This is a genomic window from Amycolatopsis sp. H20-H5, assembly GCF_035828755.1.
GTDB lineage: Bacteria > Actinomycetota > Actinomycetes > Mycobacteriales > Pseudonocardiaceae > Amycolatopsis.
In genome coordinates this window covers 22,638-43,514 of sequence record NZ_JAYMZS010000028.1, presented here as the reverse complement: position 1 = coordinate 43,514, position 20,877 = coordinate 22,638, and the positions used below count along the sequence as shown (strand labels likewise).

The window sequence follows — 20,877 nt, the reverse complement described above, 5'->3', positions numbered from 1 at the left end:
GTGGTGGGGGTTCAGCGGGACCGTGAGCGCGGCAGCAGCTCGACCGCCGGTCGCTCGCGGTGGTAGTGGTCGAGATCGATGTCGCCGGCCAGTGGGCCGAGGACGGCCGCGCCGGACAGGGCGACGGCGCGGCGCAGGACGTCCGGCCAGGAGCCGCCGCGGGCGAGTTCGAGGGCGATCCCGGCCACCGCCGCGTCGCCCGCGCCGGTGGTGTTGCCGGTCAGGACCGCGGACGGCCTGGCCTGCCAGTCACTGTCCGATGTGGACGCCAGCAGGCCGTCCGCGCCGAGCGAGACCAGTACCGCCGCGGCGCCGAGCCGCCGGAGTTCGGCCGCGCCGACGAGCGGGTCGGCGAGGCCGGTGACCTCCCGCAGCTCCTCGGCGTTGGGTTTCACCGCGGTGGGACGACCAGGTAGCCCGGCGCGGAACGCGTCGCCCGAGGCGTCGAGGATCGTCGGGATTCCGTCGGCGAGCGCGAGCAGCTGGGCGTAGCCGTCCGGTGGCGCGCCCGGCGGGAGGCTGCCGGAACAGACGAGCACGGACGCGCGGCCGACGGCCTCGCGGACGGTCTCGACCAGCGCCGCCCACTCCGCGGGCTTGAGTTTCGGGCCGGGCTCGTTGAGCAGGGTGACCGAGCTGTCCACAGTGGACAGGATGGTGGTGGTGCGGCGGGTCTCGCTGGCGATCGGGACGAGCTCGGCCGAGAGCCCGGCCGCCAGCAGGTCCTCGGCGAACCGGGCACCGGCGGGACCACCCGCGGTGGCGATCAGGTGGACGTCCTCGCCGAGCGTGTGCAGCACCCGCCCGACGTTGATCCCCTTGCCCCCGGCGCGGTGCCACATCTCGCCGACGCGGTGCACGGCGTCGGGCCGCAGCGAGGGCACGGTGTAAGTGACGTCGAGTGCCGAGTTGGGTGTGACCGTGAGGATCATCGGCCCGCCACCAGATCCGCGGCGAGCAGCCCGGCGCCAAGGCAACCGGCCTCGTCGCCGAGTTCGGCGAGCCGCACCTCGGGCAACGGCTGGAAGGTGAGCCCGTCGGCCAGGCGGCGGCGCACCCGGCCGAGCAGGAACTCCCCCGAGCGGAACAGGCCGCCGCCGAGCACGACGACGTCCGGCGCCAGCAGGGTGACGAGGGTGCGGAGCCCGTCGCCGAGCGCCGCCACCGCGTCGGCCAGCACGGCCTCGGCGTCGGGATCACCGGTTCGGGCGGCAGCCACGACCTCCAGGCTCCCGGCTACCACCTTCCCCGTTCTCCTCGCGTATCGGCGAGCCAGCGCCGACGCGGACGCGACCACCTCCAGGCAGCCGGTCGCCCCGCACCCGCAGCGCACCCCGTGGCCGACGTCGAGGTGGCCGAGCTCGCCGGCGTGACCGGCCGCGCGGTACGGCTTGCCGTCGAGCACCAGCGCGGCCGCGATCCCGGTGCCGACCGGCACGAACGCGGCGCTGCCGAACCCGCGGGCGGCGCCGATCCGGTACTCCGCCAGTCCGCCCGCGGTGACGTCGTGGCCGAACGCGACCGGCGACGGGAGCAGCGCCTCGAGCATCTTGCGCAGGGGCGCGTCCCGCCAGCCGAGGTTGGCCGCGAACCGCGCGACCCCGGCCGCTTCGTCGACGATGCCCGGCACGACGACCCCGGCCGCCAGCACCGGGCCCGTCGCGGCGGTCAGCTCGCCAATCATCCGCGCGACCTGGCGGGTGACCGACCCCGCGGGGTCCCCGCTCAGCTCGGTGGCGGCGCGCAGGCTCGCGACCACATGGGGTCGCTCGCCATCGAACCCCCGGCCCTCGAACACTCCCTCGTACACAGCGGCCTTGACGGAGGTTCCCCCGACGTCCACCGCGGCGACCAGGTTGGCGGCCATCGCGGGGTCAGGAAAGGACGACGGAGCGCGTCAGGCTCCGGGGGTTGTCCGGGTCCAGGCTCTTGCGCTCGGCGATCGCGCCCGCGACGAGCTGCGCGCGCACGAGGTCGGCGAGCGGGTCGAGGCCGCTTTCGACGAACGTGCCGCCCGCGCGGCGGACGTCGTCGGCGAGGCCGTCCGGCGCGGTGCCGAACATCCAGGTCACGCGGCCCGGCTCGCTGATGCTGATCGGGCCGTGGCGGTACTCCCACGCGGGGTACGACTCGGTCCAGGACAGCGAGGCCTCGCGGAACTTCAACGCCGCCTCGTTGGCCAACCCGACCGACCAGCCGATGCCCAGGAAGCTGAACTGCTCCGCGCCGCTCAGCGCGGGGTCGACCGGTTCGGCGAGCACCTGCTCGGCCTGCGCGACCACCGGCGCCAGGTCCTCACCCAGGTGCGCGCGCAGCACGGCGAGCGCGGTGGTCGCGAACCTGGTCTGCACCACGGACTTCTCGTCGACCTCCGACAGGTCGACGATCGCGTCCGCCGAGGCCGAGATCTCGCTCGGCACCCCGGTGATCGCGGTGGTCGGGCTCGTGCCGCGGATCCGGTCGAGCAGCGTGAGCACCTCGGTCGTGGTGCCCGAGCGGGACAACGCGAGGACGTGGTCGTACTTGCGGCCGACCGGGAACTCCGAGGCCGCGAAGGCGTCCGTCTCGCCGAGACCCGCGGATTCGCGGAGCACCGCGTAGGCCTGGCCGATGAACCACGAGGTCCCGCAGCCGACGATCGCGACCCGGCTGCCCGGAGCGGGCAGCTGCCCGCTGGACGCCGCCGCCAGCCCTGCCGCGCGGCGCCAGCACTCAGGCTGGCTCGCGATCTCCTCAGCCATGAAAGACCGGCTCATGAACTTCCCCTCCGTAACGAGGTCGAATGCGCAACGAACGCCACCCTAGTTGCGTCTATATGCACGGTCAACCACCGTTTCGAACAGTTTATGTCACTCTGGCTGTGCAGAGCTGCCACTCGCGGGCAGATACGCCAGGCCATGGGCGCCGGGACCGGCCTCGATCGTGTGGAGCGTCCGGCAGCTCCGCAGGTCGACGACGGTGACCGTGGCCGACCCGCTGTTGGCCACGTAGCCGACCCAGCCATCGGGCGAAGAAGTCAAGGTCAGCGGCGCTTTCCCGATCGGCGCCATGCCGATCAGCTCACCGGCGTCCGCCGAGTACACCCGGAGCTCGCCGTCGGTCGCGTCGGCGTGCCCGCCCCCCTCGGGGATCCGCATCTCCGTGGTCAGGACCAGCCCGGCGGCTGTGACGTGGACCGCACTGAGCCGGTGCTCGGTCCGGATGGTCCGCACCACGGTGTCGGTCGCGGTGTCGATCACCCTGAGGCCGGTCTCCCCCGCGAGGTTGTCAGGGGTGTACGCGGGACCGGCGACGAACACGCGGGCGCCGTCGAGCGAGACGGCGATCCCCTCGCTGCCGGGCACCTCGATCCGGCCGGTCATCCGGCGGGTCGCGACGTCCACCACGGACAGGAAGGGTGCCTCCTTGTTGGCGGTGTAGACCCTGGTGCGGTCCGGGGTGACCGCGAACCAGTGCGGCCCGTGCACCCCGACGTCGATCCGGTCCAGCACGGTCCGGCTCTCCGGATCGACGACCAGCAGGGCCCCGGGCGCGGAGTCGTCCGCCTCGACGCTGACGTAGAGCAGATCGGCTTCGGCGTCGAGCCACAGGCCGTGCGGGCCGTGCGCGGGGCCGAGGTCGATCGTGCCGACGACTTCGCGCGTGTCGACGTCGAGCACGCTGACCTCGTGGCCGCGGCCGCCGTTGTGGAAGTACCAGCCGGAGTCATAGGTGTGGCTGACATAGAGGAGACGGCGTCGAGCGTCGAACGAGAGCTCGTGCGGCTCGGCCTTCACCTCGACGTTGGCGAGCAGGGCGTAGGTCGTGAGGTCGTGGAAGCTGACCGCGCGGCCCAGCTGGCTGACGACGGCGAGTACGTCTTCGGTGCGGGAGTTCATCTTCGGTGCCTTTCGTGGCTTCGGGTGTCCGACACCTTCGAAGCTAGGGCGAAACCATCGTTGACTCCAGTGCAAGGATGGTACGAAGTAATTCCATCTGTGATAATCGGCGGATGGAAGCACTGGACCTGAACCTGGTCGCCGCCCTCGACGCGCTGCTGGCGGAGAACAGCGTCACCACGGCGGCGGCCGTGCTGCACACCTCCGCGCCCGCGATGAGCCGCACGCTGGCCAGGCTCCGGCGCGTCCTCGACGACCCGATCCTGGTCCGCGCCGGGCGCGGCCTGGTCCCCACGCCGCGCGCGCTGGAACTGCGCGCCGAGGCACATGAAGTCGTGACGCGGGCACGAAGACTGTTCGTGCCCGCGCAGGATCTCGACCCGGCGAAGGTGACCCGCGTCTTCTCGCTGCAGATGAGCGATCTGTTCCTGGCGACGGTGGGCGCCGGGCTGATCGCGGACGTCCGGAAGGCGGCGCCGGGCATCAGCCTGCGGTTCGTGCCGGACAGCCTGGAGGACACGCCCGCGCTGCGCGAGGGCCGAGTCGACCTCGAGATCGGGGTGCTCGGCGACGGCGATCCGGAAACCCGCGCCGAAACACTGGCGACCGACCGGATGATCGGCGTCGTCCGAGCCACCCACCCGCTCACCCGGGGCCGGGTCACGCCCCGGCGCTTCGCGGCCGCCGACCACCTCGTGGTCTCCCGGCGCGGCCGGGCCCGCGGCCCGATCGACGACCGGCTGGCCGAACTGGACCTGGTGCGCCGGGTGGCCGCGGTCGTCCCGACCTACGCGGCGTCGCTGCTGATGGCCCGCGATTCGGACGTGGTCTGCCTGGCGGCGGCCGACACCGGACGCGAGGCTCTCGACGCGTTCGGCCTGCGGACCTTCGAGATCCCCCTCGACCTGCCGCCGTTCGAGCTGGGCATGGCCTGGCACCCGCGCAACGACGCCGACCGCACGCACCGCTGGCTGCGCGACCGCGTCCGGCAGGTGTTCACCGCGGCGCCTTGAGCCCGCCTCACGGCCGGCTGGCGGCAGCGGTGACCAGCGGGATCATCAGGAACAGGCGGTCCGCCCGCGCGCGCTCGGCCTGCTCGCCGAGCCAGCCCCGGGCCTGCTCGGCCGTGATCACCCCGGCCGCGCGCACCGAGTCGACCACCCCGGAAAGCATCGGCAACAGGGTATCGCCGGTGAACACGCTCGCGCGCACCTCGGCCGACACCCGCGTGAAACCGTGGTCCAGCAACCAGGTGCGGTAGCTCCGCGCGGCTCGGGGCCGCGCGATCAGGTCGGCGTGGGCGCGGAGGATCTCGCGGGTGAGGCCGGGGTCGTCGGATTCGAGGACGAACGCGTCCCAGTCCTGGCCGGTGAGCACGATCCGGCCGCCGGGGGCCAGCACGCGGCGGGCCTCGGTGAGCACCGGGGCCGGATCCGGGATCTCGTGCAGGACCTTGTCCGCGCGGTAGCCGTGGAGCTCGCCGTCGCCGAACGGCAGCCGATCGGCCGGGGCCAGGACGAACTCGCCGGAGGGACAGCGTTTCCTCGCGGCGTCGAGCATCCGCTCGTCGACGTCGACGCCGACGGCCCGGCAGCCCCGGCCGAGCAGCTCCCGCACCGCCCGGCCGCCGCCGCAGCCGACGTCGGCCACCCGGGCGCCGCGGCCCGGTTCGAGGAGTTCGTAGGACCGGGCGCGGTGCGCGGCGGCGCCGGGCAGGGTGTCGGCGCGATCGAGCAGGGCGAGCAGGTTTTCGATGGACATGACCAGCAGGATCGGACTTAATGTCGGCATGAAGTCAAGCGACGCGACGTTCGGCATCGGGGAGATCGCCGCGCGGTTCGGCCTCGCGACCCATGTCCTGCGGCACTGGGAGAGCGTCGGGCTGCTCTCGCCGGTCCGGGTCACCGGGGCGCGACGCCGCTACGGACACGACGAGCTCTACCGGGTCGCGGTGATCCTGCGCGCGAAGGAGGCCGGGCTGGGACTCGACGACATCCGCGAGCTGCTCACTGTCGCCAAGCCGTTGGCGCGCAAGGAAATCCTCGAGCGACAGCGGGCCGCGCTGACCGAACGCATCGCCCGCGCGCAGGCGTCGCTCGACCTGCTCGGCCACGCGCTCGACTGCCCGCACCCCGACCTGACGACCTGCCCTCACTTCAGGCAGAGCGTCGCCGAGCTGGTCACACCCTGAGGCAGGGTCGCTCCGTGACTTCGCGCGGCAGCGCGGGATTGGCGGCCCCACCAGCGGAAAGTCAAGAAAACTTGACATGATGTCTGGGTTGTTTTACCTTCTAGATGTCAACATTTCTTTACCTGGGAGTCGGCCGTGGCCTACGAAGAGAAGCGTGCGTGGATCATGGCGGTGGTCGCCGTCGCCGCGTACGCGGTGTACCTGGCCGTCGTTCTCGCCAGAGCGAGCGGCCGTCCGCTCGCCGAAGTGCCTTATGTGACGGCGTTGCTGTGGACGGTCGGCGCCGCGATCCTGGCGACGATCGTGCTCAACATCGTGGCCAGGATCGCGTCGCCCCGTGACTCCGGCAGGGCCGACCAGCGGGATCGGGAGATCGGCCGGTTCGGCGAGCACCTCGGGCAGTCGTTCGTCGTGCTCGGCGCGGTGGCGGCACTCGTCATGGCGCTGGCCGAGGTGCGCTACTTCTGGATCGCCAACGCGGTCTGCCTGGCGTTCTTCCTCTCGGCGATCCTCGGCTCCGCCGCCAAGATCGTCGCCTACCGCCGGGGATTCCAGCCATGGTGAAGCCGACCAAGGTCACCAACGTGATCCGCGCACTGCGGTTCGCAGGCGGCGAAATGACCCAAGCGGACCTGGCCGAGCGGATCGGCGTGACCCGCCAGACCGTCATCGCCATCGAAGCGGGCCGGTATTCGCCCTCCCTCGAGATGGCCTTCCGCATCGCGCGGGTGTTCGGCGTGCCGCTCGACGACGTGTTCCAGTACCCGGACAGCACCGAGGAGAGACCGTGAAGGCCATCGTGCAGGACAGCTACGGCTCGGCAGAGGTGCTGGAGTTCAAGGACGTTCCGGAACCGGCGGCGGGGCCGGGTGAGCTGCTCGTGCGGGTGCGGGCGGCGAGCGTCGATCCGGGCGTGTGGCACCTCATGACCGGCAAGGCGTATCTGATCCGCCTGATGGGCTTCGGCCTGCGCGCGCCGAAGGTGCGGATCCGGGGCCGTGACTTCGCGGGCCGGGTCGAAGCCGTCGGCGAGGGCGTGACCCGGTTCCGGCCGGGTGACGAGGTGTTCGGCTGGTGTGAAGGCGCGTTCGCCGAGTACGCGTGCGCCAGGCAGGACAAGGTGGCGCCGAAGCCGTCGAACCTCACGTTCGAGGAGGCGGCGGCCGTGCCGATCTCCGCGATCACCGCCCTGCAGGCACTTCGCGACGCGGGAAAGGTGCGGCCGGGGCAGCACGTCCTGGTCATCGGCGCGTCGGGCGGGGTGGGGACGTTCGCTGTGCGGCTGGCCAAGCTGTTCGGCGCGCGGGTCACCGGGGTGTGCGGCACGGCGAAGGCGGATCTGGTCCGTTCGCTCGGCGCGGACGAGGTCGTCGACTACACCCGCGAAGACTTCGCGGACGGGTCAAGCCGCTACGACCTCATCCTCGACACCGCGGGCAACCGCCCGTTGTCCCACCTCCGCCGGGCACTGACCAGGGACGGCACCCTGGTCATCGTCGGCGGCGAGGGCGGCGGGAAGTGGCTCGGCGGCACGGAACGCCTGCTGCGCGCGGCATTGCTGACGCCGTTCGTGAGTCAGCGACTCCGGGGGATGTTCGCGGTGGAACGCCAGGACGACCTCGAATTCCTGCGGAAGGCCGTCGAGGCGGGGGAGGTCACGCCGGTCATCGACCGGACGTACTCCCTCGCCGAGGTCCCCGACGCCATCCGTTACGTCCACAAAGGACACACGCGCGGCAAGGTCGTCGTCACGGTGTGACGGTGAGCGGTCACCACCGCCCGGGGTCCGCCCCGGTCCGGCGACCTTTTTCCTGATCCTCCCCCCGGGTTTGCCCACCGACAGCACCAGCATCGTGAGGTACGTCGCGGACGAGACCCACACCGCGGACAGCTCGCCGACGCGCAGGTCCGCGACGTCGGCGAGCACCCCCGGCGGCGCCGCCCTGACGAGCGCCACGGCCTCGTGCAGGCCGGGCAGCAGGGAAAACGGCGTGAGCAGCACCGCGATCGAGGTGAGCAAGACCTTGACCAGCACCCACCAGTACCGGACCAACCCCCACCGCGTGCCGAGCCCGAGCACCACGCCGGTGCCCAGTGCGAGCAGGCTGATCGGGACGAGCAGCAGGTCACCGACCCTGCCCATGGCGAGGTAGGCGCCGTGCTGCGGCGCCGCGTCCTCGGTCAGGACGGCGGTGAACATCAGCACGACGTTGCCCACGGTGAGCCCGAGCCAGCCGACCGAGGACAGGATGTGCAACACCAGCACCGTTTTTCGGGTGCTTTTCGCCAGCCACCACGTGCTCATGCCGCCTCCGCGGGTAACCCGAAGACCCGTCGCAGCTGTCCGGTCCGCGCGGGCATCGCCGACGCGGGTGTGACGAGCAGGTCCTCCACCAGCCGGTCGAGTTCCCGGCCGATCTCCCCCAGTTCCCGTGCGCCGAGGCCGGGCACGCGGCGGGCCAGCCTGGCCAGCTCCTCGGCGACGATGCCGCGCTGAGGTACCTGGCGTCGGCGCGTACGCGTCAGCGGCGGAGCAGGATCCCGCGGGTGAACGCCGCCTGCCCGGCGTGCTGCAGGTCGTCGGACAGCACACTGACCAGCCGCACGGCCAGGGTCACCGGCGGCTCCCAGTTCTCGTCGACGACCTCGTCGAGGGAGGACTCCGTCAGCTTGCCCACCCACGCGACCGTCTGGTCGTGCACGGCGTCGTGGTAGGCGGTGAGCAGGTCCGGCGACTCGACGCGCACGGCCGCGACGTCGTCGGAACTGTGGCCGTAGCCGATGTCCGCGGCGGGGAAGGGCAGGCCGAACCGCTCGTCCCAGCCACCGGCGGTCCAGACCTGTTCCGCGCCGGTCAGCCCGGCGAGGTGATCGTCCTGCACCCGGGTGAGGTGCCAGACGAGCCACCCGATCGAGTTCGCGTCGCCGTCGAGGCGCTCGGCCAGCTGCGCGGCGGACAGGTCCTCGACCGCGCCGTGCACCACCTCGCGAATCCGGTCGAATCCGTCGACCAGCACGTCCGCCACCGTCATCAGAGCCCACTTCCCGTCGTCCGTAGCCTGCGAACCCACCTTAGTGTCGCAGCGGCCGCCGCTCGAAGCCTCGGGCGCCTGTCCTTCGAAGCCGCTTACCCTCCATACCGCCACGACCGTTTCACGCGTGCCCTGAAGGCCACCATGACAGCGTTAAACGCCGTGAAGGCTCCCATCAGGGCACACGGCAAGCCTGCACGCGTTCGACGTCCTCGGCGATCCGGTCCGCCGCCGCATCCTGGAGCTGCTCGCCGACGGCGAACAGGCTTCCGGTGCGGTGACGGCCGGGGTCAGGGCCGAGTTCGGGATCACCCAGCCCGCCGTCTCCCAGCACCTCAGGGTGTTGCGGGAGAACGGCTTCACGACCGTGCGGCCCGACGGCACGCGCCGGCTCTACACCGTGGATCCCGCCCCGCTGCGCGAGATCGACGACTGGCTGCAGCGCTACCGCCGGTTCTGGTCGCGGCCGCCGGACGCGCTCGCCACCGAATCGGCCAGTGGCGAGCAGGCACGCCGCACCGAACCCACCCCCGAGCAGGAGAACCCATGATCAAGCTCATCGTCACCAGCGTCCCGGTCCAGGACCAGGACAAGGCGCTGGAGTTCTACACCGGCAAGCTGGGCTTCGAGAACCGCGCCGACATCCCGCTCGGCGAGTTCCGCTGGCTGACCGTCGGCGCGCCGGGACAGGACGTCGAACTGGTGCTGGAACCCAGCGCGAACCCGATCGCGCAGGCCGACCAGGAAGGGCTGCGGGCCGCCGGGGTGCCGATCACCACCTTCGGCACCGAGGACGTCCACGCCGAGTACGCCCGGCTGCGCGAGCTGGGCGTCACGTTCACCCAGGAGCCCGTCCGGATGGGCCCGGTCACGCAGGCGTTGCTCGACGACACCTGCGGCAACCTGATCATGCTGTCCCAGCTGGGATGGGCGACGGCACCACGACGCGGTTCTGGCCGGAGCGCCTGGCTGGTCTCGACGGATTCGCGGCGCTACTGGAGGAGGCCTACGAAATCGGCGAAAGCGGGTAGTCGTAACGAAGAAAACCGCGGAAGTCCGCGACCTTGTCGTAGAGCGCGCGGGCACGGGCGTTGTCCTGCCGAGTGGTCCAGTACAGCCGCGAGAGGCCTTTGTCCCGTGCCAGCTCGGCGACCCGCTCGATGAGCCCGCGCGCGACACCCTGGCCTCGCACGCTTTCGTCGACGAAGAGGTCCTGCAGATAGCAGGCGCCGGGCGACCAGATGTCGGCGTGGACCAGGTAGTGGGCGATGCCGACGACGTTCCCGTCGAGGCGCGCGACAAGCCCGTGCACCTCGTCGTCGCGCAGCAACCCCCGCCACGCCTCGTCGTAACCGGCGTCGGACACCTCGGTGCGATAGAACGCCTTGTAGCCGCGCGCCAGCACTTCCCAGCCCGGCCGGTCCCCCGGGCGCACCGGGCTGATCTCGATCATGCCGATCATCCTGACCGCGCCCGCCGCGCGGCGGAACGGCCAATCGGCGGCGCGATCGGCGAACTCCGGCGGGCCGATTCAGGCGAGCTGGCCCGTGTGGTGCAAGTGGTCGAAGATGATCTGGTCCACCGGGGACACGCGGTCCCGGTCGGCGTAGGTCAGCCAGGCGAGCTCCTCGATCTCGCTGCTCGGCTTGAGCGTTCCCCGGTATTCGGCGGTGTAGCAGGTCATCCGGACCGCGGTGCCCGCCACCTGGCCGTGCGCCTGCGCCTGGAAGGTGCCGAACTGGGTCACGCTGGCGGGCGTGATCCCGACGGTGAGCTCCTCGTGGATCTCCCGCACCAGGGTCTGGACATCGGTCTCGCCGATCTCCCGTTTGCCCCCCGGCAGGTAGAAGACGTCCTTGCCCCGCGATCGGGTGCCGAGGATCTTGCCGGCTTCCAGCTGGATCCAGGCGATCTTGTCGATGGTCGTCACGGGTGCAGTGAACTCGCCATCGGGGTGGCACAGCAAGCCGGGAACGGCTCTACCCGCCGGTAACCTTTGTGGTTAGACTGGCTGCCGGTGTGCCTGGCCACCAGGGGGAGACACATGGTCAGCGGAGAAGCACCACAGCGCAGTGGCGACCCCTACGCCGTGCCAGACCCGTACGCCGTGCTCGGGCAGGGCTACGCCGCCCGGCGCCTCCCCGACCCGCGCGTCGCGGCCGCCATCACCGCCGCGCTCGGGGACGCCACGACGGTGGTCAACGTCGGCGCGGGCGCCGGATCCTACGAGCCCGACGGCCGCGAGGTGGTCGCCGTCGAGCCGTCATCCCGGATGATCGCCCAGCGCCCGCCCGCGGCGGCCCCGGCCGTGCGCGCGTACGCCGAGCACCTGCCGTTCCGCGACAGGTCCTTCGACGCGGGTCTCGCAGTGCTCACCGTGCACCACTGGACCGATGCCGCGGCCGGGCTCGCCGAGCTCCGCCGCGTCTCCCGGCGACAGGTGGTGCTGACCTGGGACCCGGCGCTGGTCGCCGGGTTCTGGCTGGTCAGGGACTACCTCCCCGAGGTCGCCGCGCACGAACGGGGACTCGCCTGCCTCGACGCCGTGTGCGCGGGCCTCGAAGCACCGGAGGTGCTGCCGGTGCCGGTGCCGGCCGACTGCGTGGACGGCTTCCTCGGCGCCTACTGGCGACGCCCGGAGGCCTACCTGTCCGCACGGGTGCGCACGGCGATGTCCGGGCTGGCGCTGCTCGACCCGGGCGTCGTCGCCGCGGGGATCACCCGGCTGGCCGCCGACCTCGCCGACGGCACCTGGCACCGCAGGCACGGGCGGCTGCTGGAGCTCGGCGAGCTCGATCTCGGCTACCGGCTGGTGGTGAGCGGCCGGTGATCCCCCGTCTGTACACAGTGGACGAATCCGCCGCCGCCGTGCGCGGGCTCACCCCGGCCAGGCGGTGGGAAGACTCGACCCGCTGCCGTGGTTGATGTAACCATGGACGGAACCGGGAGAACGGACACTGAGATGACCACCGAATTCGCGTTCTTCGTCGTGCGCGGCACGGTCGAAACGGGCGATCAGCGCGGCCGGGAGCTCGGCTTCCCGACGGCCAACATCGCGCTGGCCGACCAGCGCGGGGAGCTCGGCGACGGCGTGTGGGCGGGCTGGGTGCAGCGCGCCGACGGCACCAGAGTGGCGGCCGCGGTGTCGGTCGGGCGGCGGCCCACCTACTACGGCGCCGACGGCTACCGCCTGCTCGAAGCCCATCTGCTCGACTTCACCGCCGACCTCTACGACGAGGAGCTCACCGTCTGGCTCGGGTGCCACCTGCGCGAACAGCGGGCGTACGACTCGGCCGAGGAACTCATCAAGGCGCTGGACCACGACATCGAGACCGCGCGCTCGTGGAGCGACGACCACCCGGCCGACGCGCTGCCCGACCCAGGCCACGGACTGCGGCCGGGCGAGGTGCGAGGCGTTCACGCTCGAAACCCTCCGCACAACCCCGCTCAGAGCGCCGCCAGCAGCATGTAACCCATGCCGACGCCCATCACGGACCGGCAGACCGCACGGGAGACCAGGCCGTCGGGGCCGCGATAACCCTCCGCCCGCACGGCCAGCACCCCCGCCCTGACGGCGTCCACCGCGAAGTAGGCCGCGGCGGCGATCGCGAGCACCGGCCACGCCGGTCCGGCCGGGGCGGCCATCGCGGACATGGTCAGCCACGGTCCGTGTGCCGCGCCGCCGTGCGGCATCGCGGTCAGCATGGCGAGCATGGCCAGCGCGGAGATCGCGTGGTGCGAGCACTGGCCGTGCGCCTGGTGGAGACCGCCGGGGCGGCGGCCGCGCCACCACGAGATCGCGAACCAGGCCGCGGTGAGCGCGAAGACCGCCTGCCAGCCCGCGGCCGGGACCGGCCCGCCGACCGGCGACAGCATGGCGACCATGGCGAACACGAGCAGCAATTCGGCGACGTCGCCGTTGCGCACGCGCTGGCCGAGCCGGACGTAGTCGAGCCGGGCGAGCCGCAGCACGCAGGGCAGGGCGAGAAGGCCGACCAGTACCGTCAGGATCCACGCCACCACCACCGGGCCGTGCACAGGCCGCCCCCTCACGCTCGGTCGCCGGACGTTCGTCTCACCGTGGCAGGAACCGCCGCCGGGCACCAGCCGTCAATGAGGTGACGACGCGGGGCTAAGCCGTGAGGACCAGCCCGCTGGTCGGCACGCCGGTGCCCGCGGTGACGAGCACCCGCGCCGCCCCGGCGACCTGGTTCACCGAGCTCCCCCTGACCTGACGCACGCCCTCGGCGATGCCGTTCATCCCGTGGATGTAGGCCTCGCCGAGCTGCCCGCCGTGGGGGTTGAGCGGCAGCGCGCCGCCCAGTTCCAGGGTGTCCCCGGCGATGAAGTCCCTGGCCTCGCCGCGGCCGCAGAATCCCAGTTCCTCCAGCTGCATCAGCACGTACGGGGTGAAGTGGTCGTACAGCACGGCGACGTCCACATCGGACGGTCGCAGCCCGGACTGCGCCCACAGCCTGCGCCCGACCACGCCCATTTCGGGCAGCGCCGCGAGCTCGTCGCGGTAGTAGCTGGTCATCACGTACTGGTCGGGCCCGCTGCCCTGGGCCGCCCCGGCGATCACCGCGGGCGGGCGGGCCAGGTCGCGGGCGCGTTCCACGCTGGTGACGACCAGCGCCACGCCGCCGTCGCTCTCCTGGCAGCAGTCGAGCAGGTGCAGCGGTTCGGCGACCCATCTCGACGCCTGATGCTGCTCCAGCGTGATCGGCTTGCCGTGGAACCACGCGCGGGGGTTCGTCGCCGCGTGCTTGCGGTCGAGCACGGCGATCCGCCCGAAATCCTCGCTGGTGGCGCCGTAGTCGTGCATGTACCGCCTGGCGAGCATCGCGACGGTCGCGGCCGGGGTGGCGATGCCCACCGGGTAGTGGAACGCGTTGTCCACCCCGGAGGTGTTCACCTGCTGCGCGGCGGCCGCGGACACCTGGCCGAACCGCTGCCCGGACCGCTCGTTGAACGCGCGGTAGGCCACGACCACCTCGGCGACGCCGGTGGCCACCGCCATCGCCGCCTGCTGCACGGTCGCCGCCGCGGCGCCGCCGCCGTAGTGGACGCGGCTGAAGAACTCGAGCTCACCGATCCCCAGCTCACGCGCGACCGAGATCTCGTTGCTGCCGTCCATGGTGAACGACACCAGTCCGTCCACATCGGATGGACGGAGCCCGGCGTCGGTCAGCGCGTGCAGCACGGCTTCACAGGCGAGCCGGAGTTCGCTGCGCCCGGACTCCTTGGAGAACTCGGTCGCGCCGATGCCGACGATGGCCGCTTTGCCGGACAGGCTCATGACGGTCCGCCCGGCATCGTGACCGCGACGGTCCCGGTCACGTGCTCGCCGAGGACGCCGATGCCGCTGACCCCGACCACCACGTCCGCCCCGTCCCGTTCGACGACCCGGCCGGAGAACGTGAGCGTGTCATAGGCGTAGCACGGCACCCCGAGCCGGATCTTGACCGAGCGCACGAGCGCTTCCGGGCCCGCCCAGTCGGTCACGAACCGTTGCACGAGGCCGGTGTCGGTGAGGATGTTGAGGAAGACGTCCTTCGATCCCCTGGCCACGGCGGAATCCCGGTCGTGGTGGACATCCTGGAAGTCCCGGGTGGCGAGCGCGGTGCTCACCACGAACGTCGGGGTCGCCTCGATGGTCAGCGGCGGCAGTTCGGTGCCGACGGCGCAGGGGACGGTCATCGCGCGAGCCTCCAGGCGGGCAGGGTCAGGTCGTCGTCGACGTGGACGAACGCGGCTTCGACGCGCTGTCCGATGTGGACCTCGCCGGGCGGGACGTCGAGCAGCTCGGCCAGCACGCGGACGCCTTCGTCCAGCTCGACGAGCGCCACGACGAACGGGAGTTCCTTACCGGGCAAGGGCGGATGATGGTGCACGACGTAGCTGTGGACGGTGCCGAGTCCACTCGCGACGACGTAATCCGGGACCGCGTCCAGAGCGCCGTCCGGCGGCATCGGGCCCGGCGGGTGCCGCAGGACGTCACCCCAGCGCTGGATCCGCAGCTCCCCCGCCTTCAGTCCTTCCCAGAAGAACGCGGTGTCGAGGCTGATCACCGGCCGCAGGACCGGCGCGGCCGGGGGTTTCGCGTCCGGTGGCGCGAACTTGAGCACCCGGAACATCATCTCCGCCACGACCTCGTCACCGACGTACCAGATGGTGCGGGTGGTGACGAACCAGCCCTCGCCCAGCGCCGTGCGCTTCGGGCCGGCGGCGTTCTCCAGCCGGGTGGTGGCGGACACCAGTTCCCCGTGGCGCAGATAGCGGTGGTAGGTCTGCTCCGAGTTGGTGGCGACCACGGAGGTGAACCCGGCGCCGTCGAGTTCCTCCATCATCGCGCCGAGCGGGTCGTCCGCGGCCCGGGTGCCGTGCAGGCCGTTCATCGTCCACACCTGCGCCATCGCCGGGGGCGCGACGAGTCCCTTGTGGACACTCGCGGCGGCGAACGCGGGGTCGGTGTAGACCGGGTTGGCGTCGCCGAGCGCCTCGACCCAGTTGTTGACCATCGCCTGGTTCACCACGTCACGTGCGGGCCGACGCGAGGATTCCCCTTGCGCTGCCAGCTTTTCCGCTGTCTCCTGGAGGCTCATCGCGGCACCCTCGGCAGGCCGAGCCCGGCGGTGGCGATCAGCTCGCGCTGGATCTCGTTGACCCCGCCGCCGAAGGTGAGCACCAGGTTTCGTTTGGCCAGCACGTCGAGCCACTCCGCGAGGTCCGCGGTGTCCGGGTCGGCCGGATCACCGTGGCGCGCCAGGATTTCCTCCAGCAGACCGCTGACGCGCTGGATCCGTTCCGAGCCGAAGACCTTGGTGGCCGAGGCGTCGGCGACGGTCACCGGCCCGGCCGCCGAGGACGCCGCGACCTGCCAGTTGAGCAGCTCGTTGATCCGCGCGGTGGCGAGGGTTTCGCCGAGCGCGGCCCGCACGTCCGGCAGGTCGAGCAGCGGCGTCCCGTCCGGGGTCTCGCGGGTGACGGCCCAGTCGCGGACACGGTCGTACAGGCCGCCGATCCGCCCGGCCGGGCCGAGCATCACACGCTCGTGGTTGAGCTGGGCGGTGATCAGCCGCCAGCCCTCGTTCTCCTTGCCTACCAGCATGTTCGCGGGCACTCGCACGCCGGAGTAGTAGGTCGAGTTCACGTGGTGCGCGCCGTCGCAGGTGATGATCGGCGTCCACGAGTAGCCGGGGTCGCGGGTGTCGACGATGAGGATCGAGATGCCTTTGTGCTTCGGCGCGTCCGGCGCGGTCCGCACGGCGAGCCAGACGTAGTCGGCGTCGTGGCCGCCGGTGGTGAAGATCTTCTGCCCGTCGACCACGTACTCGTCGCCCTCCCGCACCGCGGTGGTCCGCAGCGACGCGAGATCCGTCCCGGCCTCTGGCTCGGTGTAGCCGATCGCAAAATGCACCTGCCCGGCCAGGATCTTGGGCAGGAACAACGCTTTCTGCTCCTCGGTCCCGAACGTCTGCAGCGTCGGGCCGACGGTCTGCAGCGTGACCGAGGGCAGCTGGACGTCGGCGCGCGCGGCCTCGTCGACGAACAGGTGCTGCTCGATCTCGCCGAAGCCGCGGCCGCCGTAGCGTTCCGGCCAGCCGACGCCGAGCCACCCGTCGGCGCCCATCCGGCGGACGATCTCGCGGTACACCGGCCCGTGCCGTTCCCGCAGCATCGCCCACCGCTCGTCCGGGCTGATCAGCCCGGCGAAGTACTTCCGCAGTTCCGCGCGCAGTTCGCGTTGTGCCGCGGTCAGGTCCAGTCGCATCGTCATCCCGCCACCAGTTCGCCGAGCCGGTCCAGCCGGTGCGTGGCACCGCCGACGTGCCGCGCCAGATCCTTTACCGCCGAGTAGAAGCGGTGCAGCGGATAGGTTTCGTCGACGCCGACCCCGCCGTGCAGGTGGTGGCAGATCGCCAGTGCGGCGGGCGCCTGCCCGGCGAGCCAGTACGCGGCGATGTCGAGTTCGGCGTCCGCGTCGAGCCCGGCGGACAGCCGCCAGACGGCCGACTGAGCGGCCAGGTGCACGGTTCTCGACGCCACGTAGACGTCCGCGATCTGCTGGGCCACCGCCTGGAACGCGGCCAGCGGGCGGCCGAACTGCTCGCGTTCGCCGAGGTGCCGGGTGGTCAGCGCGAGCGCGCCCGCGATCAGGCCGTCGGCCAGTGCGGCGGCCCCGGCGAGCGCGAACCGGTGCACGGTCGCGACCGCCTCGCCGGGACTCCGGTCGTTGAGGAGATCGGCTTCGGCGACCCGGACCGCGTCCAGGACCATCGTGTGCTCGGGCGTCCCGGCGGAGTTCCGGGTCCGGCTGAGGGACACCCCTGGCGCGTGCGGGTCGACCAGGAAAACACCGGCGCCACCGGGCATCGACGCCGGGACGAGCACGCGCAACGACTCGGCCGCGCAGGGCACGCCGACCTTCGTCCCGCTGAGCCGCCAGTCGCCGTGTGCGGCCGTCGCCGTCGTGGACGGCGTGGTGGTCAGCGGGGCGGACGGTTCGTGCAGGGCGGCGGTGAGCAGGCCCTCCCCCGCCGCGACCGGGCTGAGCAACTCCGCGCGTTGCGCCGCGCTGCCCAGCGCGCCGAGCGGCAGGACGCCCAGTGCCAGCGCGGCGAAGGCGGGCACGGCCGCGGCGACGCGGCCCACCTCGGTCAGCACGAGCGCGACCTCCGCGACGCCGAGGCCGTCGCCGTCCAGTTCCGGGGGCAGGGACAGCGAAAGCAGGCCGGTGCCTGCGAGCGCGTGCCACTGTTCGCCGGGATCCGCGGACCGGCGGAGCGCGCTCGCCGCCAGCGAGACGATCTCGGTCTGCGTGTCGTCCAGGGTGAAGTCCACACCGGCTCCCAACCTCGCCGAATGGGCAAATACTGAAACCTGTTCTAGTCTTAACCGGAACGGCCGGGAAGGGCAACCCCTTCACCGAAAGGGAGCGACGGTGCCGCTGCACTCGGTGGCCTGGCCGCCCGCACCTCGGTCCACGCCCGCTGACGCCGAACGAGTCAGCCGGGCTGGGGCGCGGCCTTGAGCAGTTCCTCGAGCGCGTCGGGCAGCGCGTCGGCGAGCGGCCACAGGTCGCCAGCCAGCTCCTCGGCGCCGATCAGGCCGACGTCGACCTTGCCCGCGTTGGACAGCACCGTGACGTTCAGCCCGGCGCCGTGAAACACCGGCCCGAGCGGATAGAGCCCGGTGATCCGCGCGCCGAGCAGGTACAGCGGCATGGGCGGGCCGGGGACGTTGGAGACCACCAGGTTGTGCACCACCGGATGTTTCTCCGCCAGGCGCAGCGCCGAGTACGCGCGCACGGCGAGGCCGAACGCGGTCGCGCCGGAGAACTGCGCCCAGTCCTGGAGCATGTCGGCGTCGATGTCGTAGTGGTGGTCCTTGGACAGCCGGTTCGACTCGGCGAGCATGAACACGCGCGCGGCCGGGTCGGCCAGGTGGGTCGGCAGCGAGGCGAAGAAGGCGGACACCTTGTTGCTGCCGTGGTCGCGTTCGGTCCGCTCGTGCACCGAAACCGGCACGGTCGCGACGAGCGGATCCTCCGGCAGCTCGCCGCGCTCGGACAGGAAACGCCGCAGCGCGCCCGAGACCAGCGCGAGCACGACGTCGTTCACCGTGACCCCGAAGGCGTTCTTCACCGTCTTCACGTCGTCGAGCTCCAGCTGCGCGTACGCGACAGAGCGATGGCTGGTGATGGTGCCGTTGAGCGAGGTGCGCGGCGCGGTGAACGGGACGGGCATTCCCTTGCCGCGCAAGGCTTTGCCGACCCAGCGGGGGACGAGCTCGACGAGGTCCGGCACCAGCTTGGCGAGCTCGAGCGGCCGCTTCGCGAACGACGTCACGCTGCTGCGCAGCAGGTCCAGCCGGGCCGGGACATCGCCGTTGTGGCGCACGTCCCCGCCGATCTCCGGCGGCGGCGCGTCGGGCGACAGGCCGGACAGGTAGGTGATCAGGCTCGCGCCGCTGACACCGTCGACGCTCGCGTGGTGCATCTTGAGGAAGACGGCCACCTCGCCGTTCGCGAGCCCCTCGATGACGTAGAGCTGCCACAGCGGCCGTGCCCGGTCGAGCTGCTGACCGGCGACGTGGGCGCAGAACCCGGCGAGCTCGGCGCGGCCGCCCGGCGCGGGCAGGCCGACGCGGTGGACGTGGTGGTCGAGGTCGAACTCCTCGTCCTCGACCCAGACCGGATGTCCGAGGTTCCAGCGTGGATTGTGCAGTTTGCGGCGGAATGCCGGGATCAGCCGGACCCGCTCGGCCAGCGTGCGCTTGAGCCGCTCGAAGCCGTAGCCACCCGGCACGGTCGTACCGTCGAGCGTGATCAACCCGCAGACGTGCAGCAGCTGTGACGAGGTCTCCAGATAGAGGAAACTCGCGTCGAGGCCGCTCAGTCTCTGCATGTCCGCCAGCGTAAGCCCCCCGGCCGGGTGCAACCGGTTCTACTGTGGTTCTACTCCGGTTCTACTCTGGGCTACGCGCGAGTAACATAGCCTCCGTGCAGCCGAACTTCGCCACTCGCCGTGCCCTGCAGCTCGCCTTGGTGGCCAACGCGCTCAAGCCGCCACGAGGCGCGCGGACGTCGATCCCGGCGTTCTTCGCCGGGTGGCTGACCGACGAGCTCGCCCCCCACCTGCTGACCCTCACCGCCGCCGACACGGCCGCGCACCTGCTCGGGCGCGGCCCGAAAAGCAAGGCGGGCCTCGCGCTGGCCGGACTCTCGATGGCCGGGCTCGGCGCGCTCATCGCGAACTCCCAGAAGGCCCGCGGCGTGATCGAGACCGCGCTCACCGAAAGCATCGGCACGGCCTATCTCGACGAGCTGGCCCACCCGCCGAGCCCGAAGGACCTGGCCACGCCGTGGGGCCAGTTGGCCCTGCCCTTCCGCCTGCGTGACCCGGAGGTCCGCCGCGACCGGAACATCGCCTACGCGCCCGGGGGCAAACGCTTCCTCCTGGACGTCTACCGCCCGCGCGAGCCCGTCACCGGGGCCCCGGTGCTGCTTCAGGTGCACGGTGGCGCCTGGATGATCGGCGACAAGGACCACCAGGGCCTGCCGCTGATGCTGCAGATGGCCAAGCGAGGCTGGGTCTGCGTCGCGATCAACTACCCGCTCTCCCCCGCCGCGCGCTGGCCCGCGCACATCATCGCGGCGAAACGCGCGCTGGCCTGGATCCACGAGAACATCGCGACCTACGGCGGGGACCCGGCGTTCGTGGCCGCGACCGGCGGCTCGGCGGGCGGGCACCTCGCGGCGCTGCTCGCGCTGACCCAGAACGACCCCACGCTCCAGCCGGGCTTCACCGAAGCCGACACGAGCGTCAACGCCTGCGTCCCGTTCTACGGCGTGTACGACTTCGCCGCGACCTCCGGTTCGCGCGCGAGCAAGGCCAGGCTCAAGACGCTGATCACGAAACACGTCTTCGAGCCGGACCGGGGTCCGGCCGAGTTCCTCGACGACTACCTCGCCGCCTCGCCACTCGACCGGATCATCGACGAGGCACCGCCGTTCTTCGTCGTGCACGGCGAACGGGACACCATGGTGCCGGTCCGCGAGGCGCGCGAGTTCGTGCGGCGGCTGCGGGAGAAGTCCCGGAACCCGGTCGCCTACGCCGAGATCCCCGGGGCGCAGCACGCCTTCGAGACCTTCTCCTCGATCCGTGGCGCACACGTGGTCCGCGGCGCCGAGCGCTTCCTCGAATGGGCCTACCGCACCTCCCCCGCCTCGACGGGCCGGTCCACCGGATAGCCGATGTGCTCTGAAGGCCAC

The 20,877-nt window shown here is 71.7% G+C and carries 26 protein-coding genes and 1 pseudogene; 11 read left to right on the top strand and 16 right to left on the bottom strand.

Annotated elements, in window-relative coordinates; all coding sequences use genetic code 11:
• Positions 1–11 precede the first annotated feature (11 nt).
• The 4 genes from QMK34_RS17865 to QMK34_RS17850 all read right to left on the bottom strand — a co-directional run bounded on the left by QMK34_RS17865 (position 12) and on the right by QMK34_RS17850 (position 3,878).
• The gene (locus QMK34_RS17865) at positions 12–932 is read right to left on the bottom strand and encodes a 1-phosphofructokinase family hexose kinase (RefSeq protein ID WP_326415160.1); all 921 of its coding nucleotides are present in this window, start codon (positions 930–932) and stop codon (positions 12–14) included.
• Positions 929–1,867, bottom strand: a complete 939-nt coding sequence (locus QMK34_RS17860) for an ROK family protein (RefSeq protein ID WP_326415159.1) — start codon at positions 1,865–1,867, stop codon at positions 929–931. Before QMK34_RS17860 ends, QMK34_RS17865 begins: the two co-directional genes overlap by 4 nt.
• A gap of 7 nt (positions 1,868–1,874) precedes the next feature.
• Positions 1,875–2,756 (bottom strand): SIS domain-containing protein, encoded by an 882-nt coding sequence (locus QMK34_RS17855; RefSeq protein ID WP_326415158.1) that lies wholly within the window; start codon positions 2,754–2,756, stop codon positions 1,875–1,877.
• A gap of 93 nt (positions 2,757–2,849) precedes the next feature.
• Positions 2,850–3,878: a YncE family protein gene (locus QMK34_RS17850; protein WP_326415157.1), complete on the bottom strand. Its 1,029-nt coding sequence runs from the start codon at positions 3,876–3,878 to the stop codon at positions 2,850–2,852.
• A gap of 113 nt (positions 3,879–3,991) precedes the next feature.
• Between QMK34_RS17850 and QMK34_RS17845 the strand changes: the two genes are divergently transcribed.
• Entirely contained in the window at positions 3,992–4,891 is a 900-nt protein-coding gene (locus QMK34_RS17845) for a LysR family transcriptional regulator (RefSeq protein ID WP_326415156.1), read from the top strand.
• Positions 4,892–4,898: 7 nt separating this feature from the next.
• Here QMK34_RS17845 and QMK34_RS17840 read toward each other — a convergent pair whose 3' ends face one another.
• Positions 4,899–5,639 carry a methyltransferase domain-containing protein gene (locus tag QMK34_RS17840; protein WP_326415155.1) on the bottom strand — a complete coding sequence of 247 codons (741 nt, stop codon included), beginning with the start codon at positions 5,637–5,639 and terminating at the stop codon, positions 4,899–4,901.
• Here QMK34_RS17840 and QMK34_RS17835 point away from each other — a divergent pair.
• The 5 genes from QMK34_RS17835 to QMK34_RS17815 all read left to right on the top strand — a co-directional run bounded on the left by QMK34_RS17835 (position 5,638) and on the right by QMK34_RS17815 (position 8,222).
• Entirely contained in the window at positions 5,638–6,069 is a 432-nt protein-coding gene (locus QMK34_RS17835) for a MerR family transcriptional regulator (protein ID WP_442785169.1), read from the top strand. The genes QMK34_RS17840 and QMK34_RS17835 overlap by 2 nt on opposite strands.
• A gap of 135 nt (positions 6,070–6,204) precedes the next feature.
• Positions 6,205–6,633, top strand: a complete 429-nt coding sequence (locus QMK34_RS17830; RefSeq protein WP_326415154.1) for a hypothetical protein — start codon at positions 6,205–6,207, stop codon at positions 6,631–6,633.
• A complete protein-coding gene (locus tag QMK34_RS17825) occupies positions 6,627–6,860 on the top strand; it encodes a helix-turn-helix transcriptional regulator (protein ID WP_326415153.1) in 234 nt (77 codons plus the stop codon). The genes QMK34_RS17830 and QMK34_RS17825 overlap by 7 nt, the downstream gene beginning before the upstream one ends.
• Positions 6,857–7,828 carry an NAD(P)-dependent alcohol dehydrogenase gene (locus QMK34_RS17820; RefSeq protein ID WP_326415152.1) on the top strand — a complete coding sequence of 324 codons (972 nt, stop codon included), beginning with the start codon at positions 6,857–6,859 and terminating at the stop codon, positions 7,826–7,828. The genes QMK34_RS17825 and QMK34_RS17820 overlap by 4 nt, the downstream gene beginning before the upstream one ends.
• Before the next feature lie 94 nt (positions 7,829–7,922).
• Positions 7,923–8,222, top strand: a complete 300-nt coding sequence (locus tag QMK34_RS17815; RefSeq protein ID WP_326415151.1) for a hypothetical protein — start codon at positions 7,923–7,925, stop codon at positions 8,220–8,222.
• Positions 8,223–8,370: 148 nt separating this feature from the next.
• Here QMK34_RS17815 and QMK34_RS17810 read toward each other — a convergent pair whose 3' ends face one another.
• Both QMK34_RS17810 and QMK34_RS17805 read right to left on the bottom strand, forming a co-directional pair.
• Positions 8,371–8,520, bottom strand: coding sequence for a hypothetical protein (locus QMK34_RS17810; protein WP_326415150.1), 150 nt, complete (start codon positions 8,518–8,520; stop codon positions 8,371–8,373).
• Positions 8,521–8,591: 71 nt separating this feature from the next.
• On the bottom strand, positions 8,592–9,101 hold the full coding sequence (locus QMK34_RS17805) for a mycothiol transferase (protein WP_326415149.1): 510 nt from the start codon (positions 9,099–9,101) through the stop codon (positions 8,592–8,594).
• 193 nt (positions 9,102–9,294) lie between these two features.
• Between QMK34_RS17805 and QMK34_RS17800 the strand changes: the two genes are divergently transcribed.
• Complete coding sequence (locus tag QMK34_RS17800; protein ID WP_326415205.1) at positions 9,295–9,651, top strand: ArsR/SmtB family transcription factor; 357 nt, start codon at positions 9,295–9,297, stop codon at positions 9,649–9,651.
• Positions 9,648–9,956 (top strand): annotated as a pseudogene (locus QMK34_RS17795) (VOC family protein); the annotation flags it as partial. The gene QMK34_RS17800 and the pseudogene QMK34_RS17795, both read left to right, overlap by 4 nt.
• A gap of 151 nt (positions 9,957–10,107) precedes the next feature.
• Here QMK34_RS17795 and QMK34_RS17790 read toward each other — a convergent pair.
• Both QMK34_RS17790 and QMK34_RS17785 read right to left on the bottom strand, forming a co-directional pair.
• Entirely contained in the window at positions 10,108–10,554 is a 447-nt protein-coding gene (locus tag QMK34_RS17790) for a GNAT family N-acetyltransferase (RefSeq protein WP_326415148.1), read from the bottom strand.
• Positions 10,555–10,632: 78 nt separating this feature from the next.
• Positions 10,633–11,031, bottom strand: a complete 399-nt coding sequence (locus tag QMK34_RS17785) for an NUDIX hydrolase (protein WP_326415147.1) — start codon at positions 11,029–11,031, stop codon at positions 10,633–10,635.
• A gap of 114 nt (positions 11,032–11,145) precedes the next feature.
• On the opposite strand from QMK34_RS17785, the gene QMK34_RS17780 reads away from it, so the two are divergent.
• A complete protein-coding gene (locus tag QMK34_RS17780; RefSeq protein WP_326415146.1) occupies positions 11,146–11,931 on the top strand; it encodes a methyltransferase domain-containing protein in 786 nt (261 codons plus the stop codon).
• Between the two features lie 132 nt (positions 11,932–12,063).
• Positions 12,064–12,573, top strand: a complete 510-nt coding sequence (locus QMK34_RS17775; protein WP_326415145.1) for a riboflavin kinase — start codon at positions 12,064–12,066, stop codon at positions 12,571–12,573.
• On the opposite strand, the gene QMK34_RS17770 is transcribed toward QMK34_RS17775, so the two are convergent.
• The 7 genes from QMK34_RS17770 to QMK34_RS17740 form a co-directional block, all read right to left on the bottom strand.
• A complete protein-coding gene (locus tag QMK34_RS17770) occupies positions 12,549–13,139 on the bottom strand; it encodes a DUF5134 domain-containing protein (protein WP_326415144.1) in 591 nt (196 codons plus the stop codon). The genes QMK34_RS17775 and QMK34_RS17770 overlap by 25 nt on opposite strands.
• Before the next feature lie 94 nt (positions 13,140–13,233).
• Positions 13,234–14,400, bottom strand: coding sequence for a lipid-transfer protein (locus QMK34_RS17765; protein ID WP_326415143.1), 1,167 nt, complete (start codon positions 14,398–14,400; stop codon positions 13,234–13,236).
• On the bottom strand, positions 14,397–14,801 hold the full coding sequence (locus tag QMK34_RS17760; RefSeq protein WP_326415142.1) for an acyl dehydratase: 405 nt from the start codon (positions 14,799–14,801) through the stop codon (positions 14,397–14,399). The genes QMK34_RS17765 and QMK34_RS17760 overlap by 4 nt, the downstream gene beginning before the upstream one ends.
• Positions 14,798–15,706 carry a bifunctional MaoC family dehydratase N-terminal/OB-fold nucleic acid binding domain-containing protein gene (locus QMK34_RS17755; protein WP_326415141.1) on the bottom strand — a complete coding sequence of 303 codons (909 nt, stop codon included), beginning with the start codon at positions 15,704–15,706 and terminating at the stop codon, positions 14,798–14,800. The genes QMK34_RS17760 and QMK34_RS17755 overlap by 4 nt, the downstream gene beginning before the upstream one ends.
• The gene (locus QMK34_RS17750; RefSeq protein WP_326415204.1) at positions 15,703–16,875 is read right to left on the bottom strand and encodes an acyl-CoA dehydrogenase family protein; all 1,173 of its coding nucleotides are present in this window, start codon (positions 16,873–16,875) and stop codon (positions 15,703–15,705) included. Before QMK34_RS17750 ends, QMK34_RS17755 begins: the two co-directional genes overlap by 4 nt.
• Before the next feature lie 2 nt (positions 16,876–16,877).
• Positions 16,878–17,945, bottom strand: a complete 1,068-nt coding sequence (locus QMK34_RS17745) for an acyl-CoA dehydrogenase family protein (RefSeq protein WP_326415140.1) — start codon at positions 17,943–17,945, stop codon at positions 16,878–16,880.
• 164 nt (positions 17,946–18,109) lie between these two features.
• On the bottom strand, positions 18,110–19,510 hold the full coding sequence (locus tag QMK34_RS17740) for a WS/DGAT/MGAT family O-acyltransferase (RefSeq protein ID WP_326415139.1): 1,401 nt from the start codon (positions 19,508–19,510) through the stop codon (positions 18,110–18,112).
• A 95-nt stretch (positions 19,511–19,605) separates the two neighbouring features.
• On the opposite strand from QMK34_RS17740, the gene QMK34_RS17735 reads away from it, so the two are divergent.
• Positions 19,606–20,856 (top strand): alpha/beta hydrolase, encoded by a 1,251-nt coding sequence (locus QMK34_RS17735; protein WP_326415138.1) that lies wholly within the window; start codon positions 19,606–19,608, stop codon positions 20,854–20,856.
• Positions 20,857–20,877: the final 21 nt, after the last annotated feature.

Bases quoted from the DNA above. Each gene is read 5' to 3' on its own strand.
- QMK34_RS17865 (WP_326415160.1), bottom strand. From the start codon at position 932: ATGATCCTCACGGTCACACCCAACTCGGCACTCGACGTCACTTACACC.
- QMK34_RS17860 (WP_326415159.1), bottom strand. From the start codon at position 1,867: ATGGCCGCCAACCTGGTCGCCGCGGTGGACGTCGGGGGAACCTCCGTC.
- QMK34_RS17855 (WP_326415158.1), bottom strand. From the start codon at position 2,756: ATGAGCCGGTCTTTCATGGCTGAGGAGATCGCGAGCCAGCCTGAGTGC.
- QMK34_RS17850 (WP_326415157.1), bottom strand. From the start codon at position 3,878: ATGAACTCCCGCACCGAAGACGTACTCGCCGTCGTCAGCCAGCTGGGC.
- QMK34_RS17845 (WP_326415156.1), top strand. From the start codon at position 3,992: ATGGAAGCACTGGACCTGAACCTGGTCGCCGCCCTCGACGCGCTGCTG.
- QMK34_RS17835 (WP_442785169.1), top strand. From the start codon at position 5,638: ATGACCAGCAGGATCGGACTTAATGTCGGCATGAAGTCAAGCGACGCG.
- QMK34_RS17840 (WP_326415155.1), bottom strand. From the start codon at position 5,639: ATGTCCATCGAAAACCTGCTCGCCCTGCTCGATCGCGCCGACACCCTG.
- QMK34_RS17825 (WP_326415153.1), top strand. From the start codon at position 6,627: ATGGTGAAGCCGACCAAGGTCACCAACGTGATCCGCGCACTGCGGTTC.
- QMK34_RS17805 (WP_326415149.1), bottom strand. From the start codon at position 9,101: ATGACGGTGGCGGACGTGCTGGTCGACGGATTCGACCGGATTCGCGAG.
- QMK34_RS17790 (WP_326415148.1), bottom strand. From the start codon at position 10,554: ATGATCGAGATCAGCCCGGTGCGCCCGGGGGACCGGCCGGGCTGGGAA.
- QMK34_RS17780 (WP_326415146.1), top strand. From the start codon at position 11,146: ATGGTCAGCGGAGAAGCACCACAGCGCAGTGGCGACCCCTACGCCGTG.
- QMK34_RS17775 (WP_326415145.1), top strand. From the start codon at position 12,064: ATGACCACCGAATTCGCGTTCTTCGTCGTGCGCGGCACGGTCGAAACG.
- QMK34_RS17765 (WP_326415143.1), bottom strand. From the start codon at position 14,400: ATGAGCCTGTCCGGCAAAGCGGCCATCGTCGGCATCGGCGCGACCGAG.
- QMK34_RS17760 (WP_326415142.1), bottom strand. From the start codon at position 14,801: ATGACCGTCCCCTGCGCCGTCGGCACCGAACTGCCGCCGCTGACCATC.
- QMK34_RS17755 (WP_326415141.1), bottom strand. From the start codon at position 15,706: ATGAGCCTCCAGGAGACAGCGGAAAAGCTGGCAGCGCAAGGGGAATCC.
- QMK34_RS17750 (WP_326415204.1), bottom strand. From the start codon at position 16,875: ATGCGACTGGACCTGACCGCGGCACAACGCGAACTGCGCGCGGAACTG.
- QMK34_RS17740 (WP_326415139.1), bottom strand. From the start codon at position 19,510: ATGCAGAGACTGAGCGGCCTCGACGCGAGTTTCCTCTATCTGGAGACC.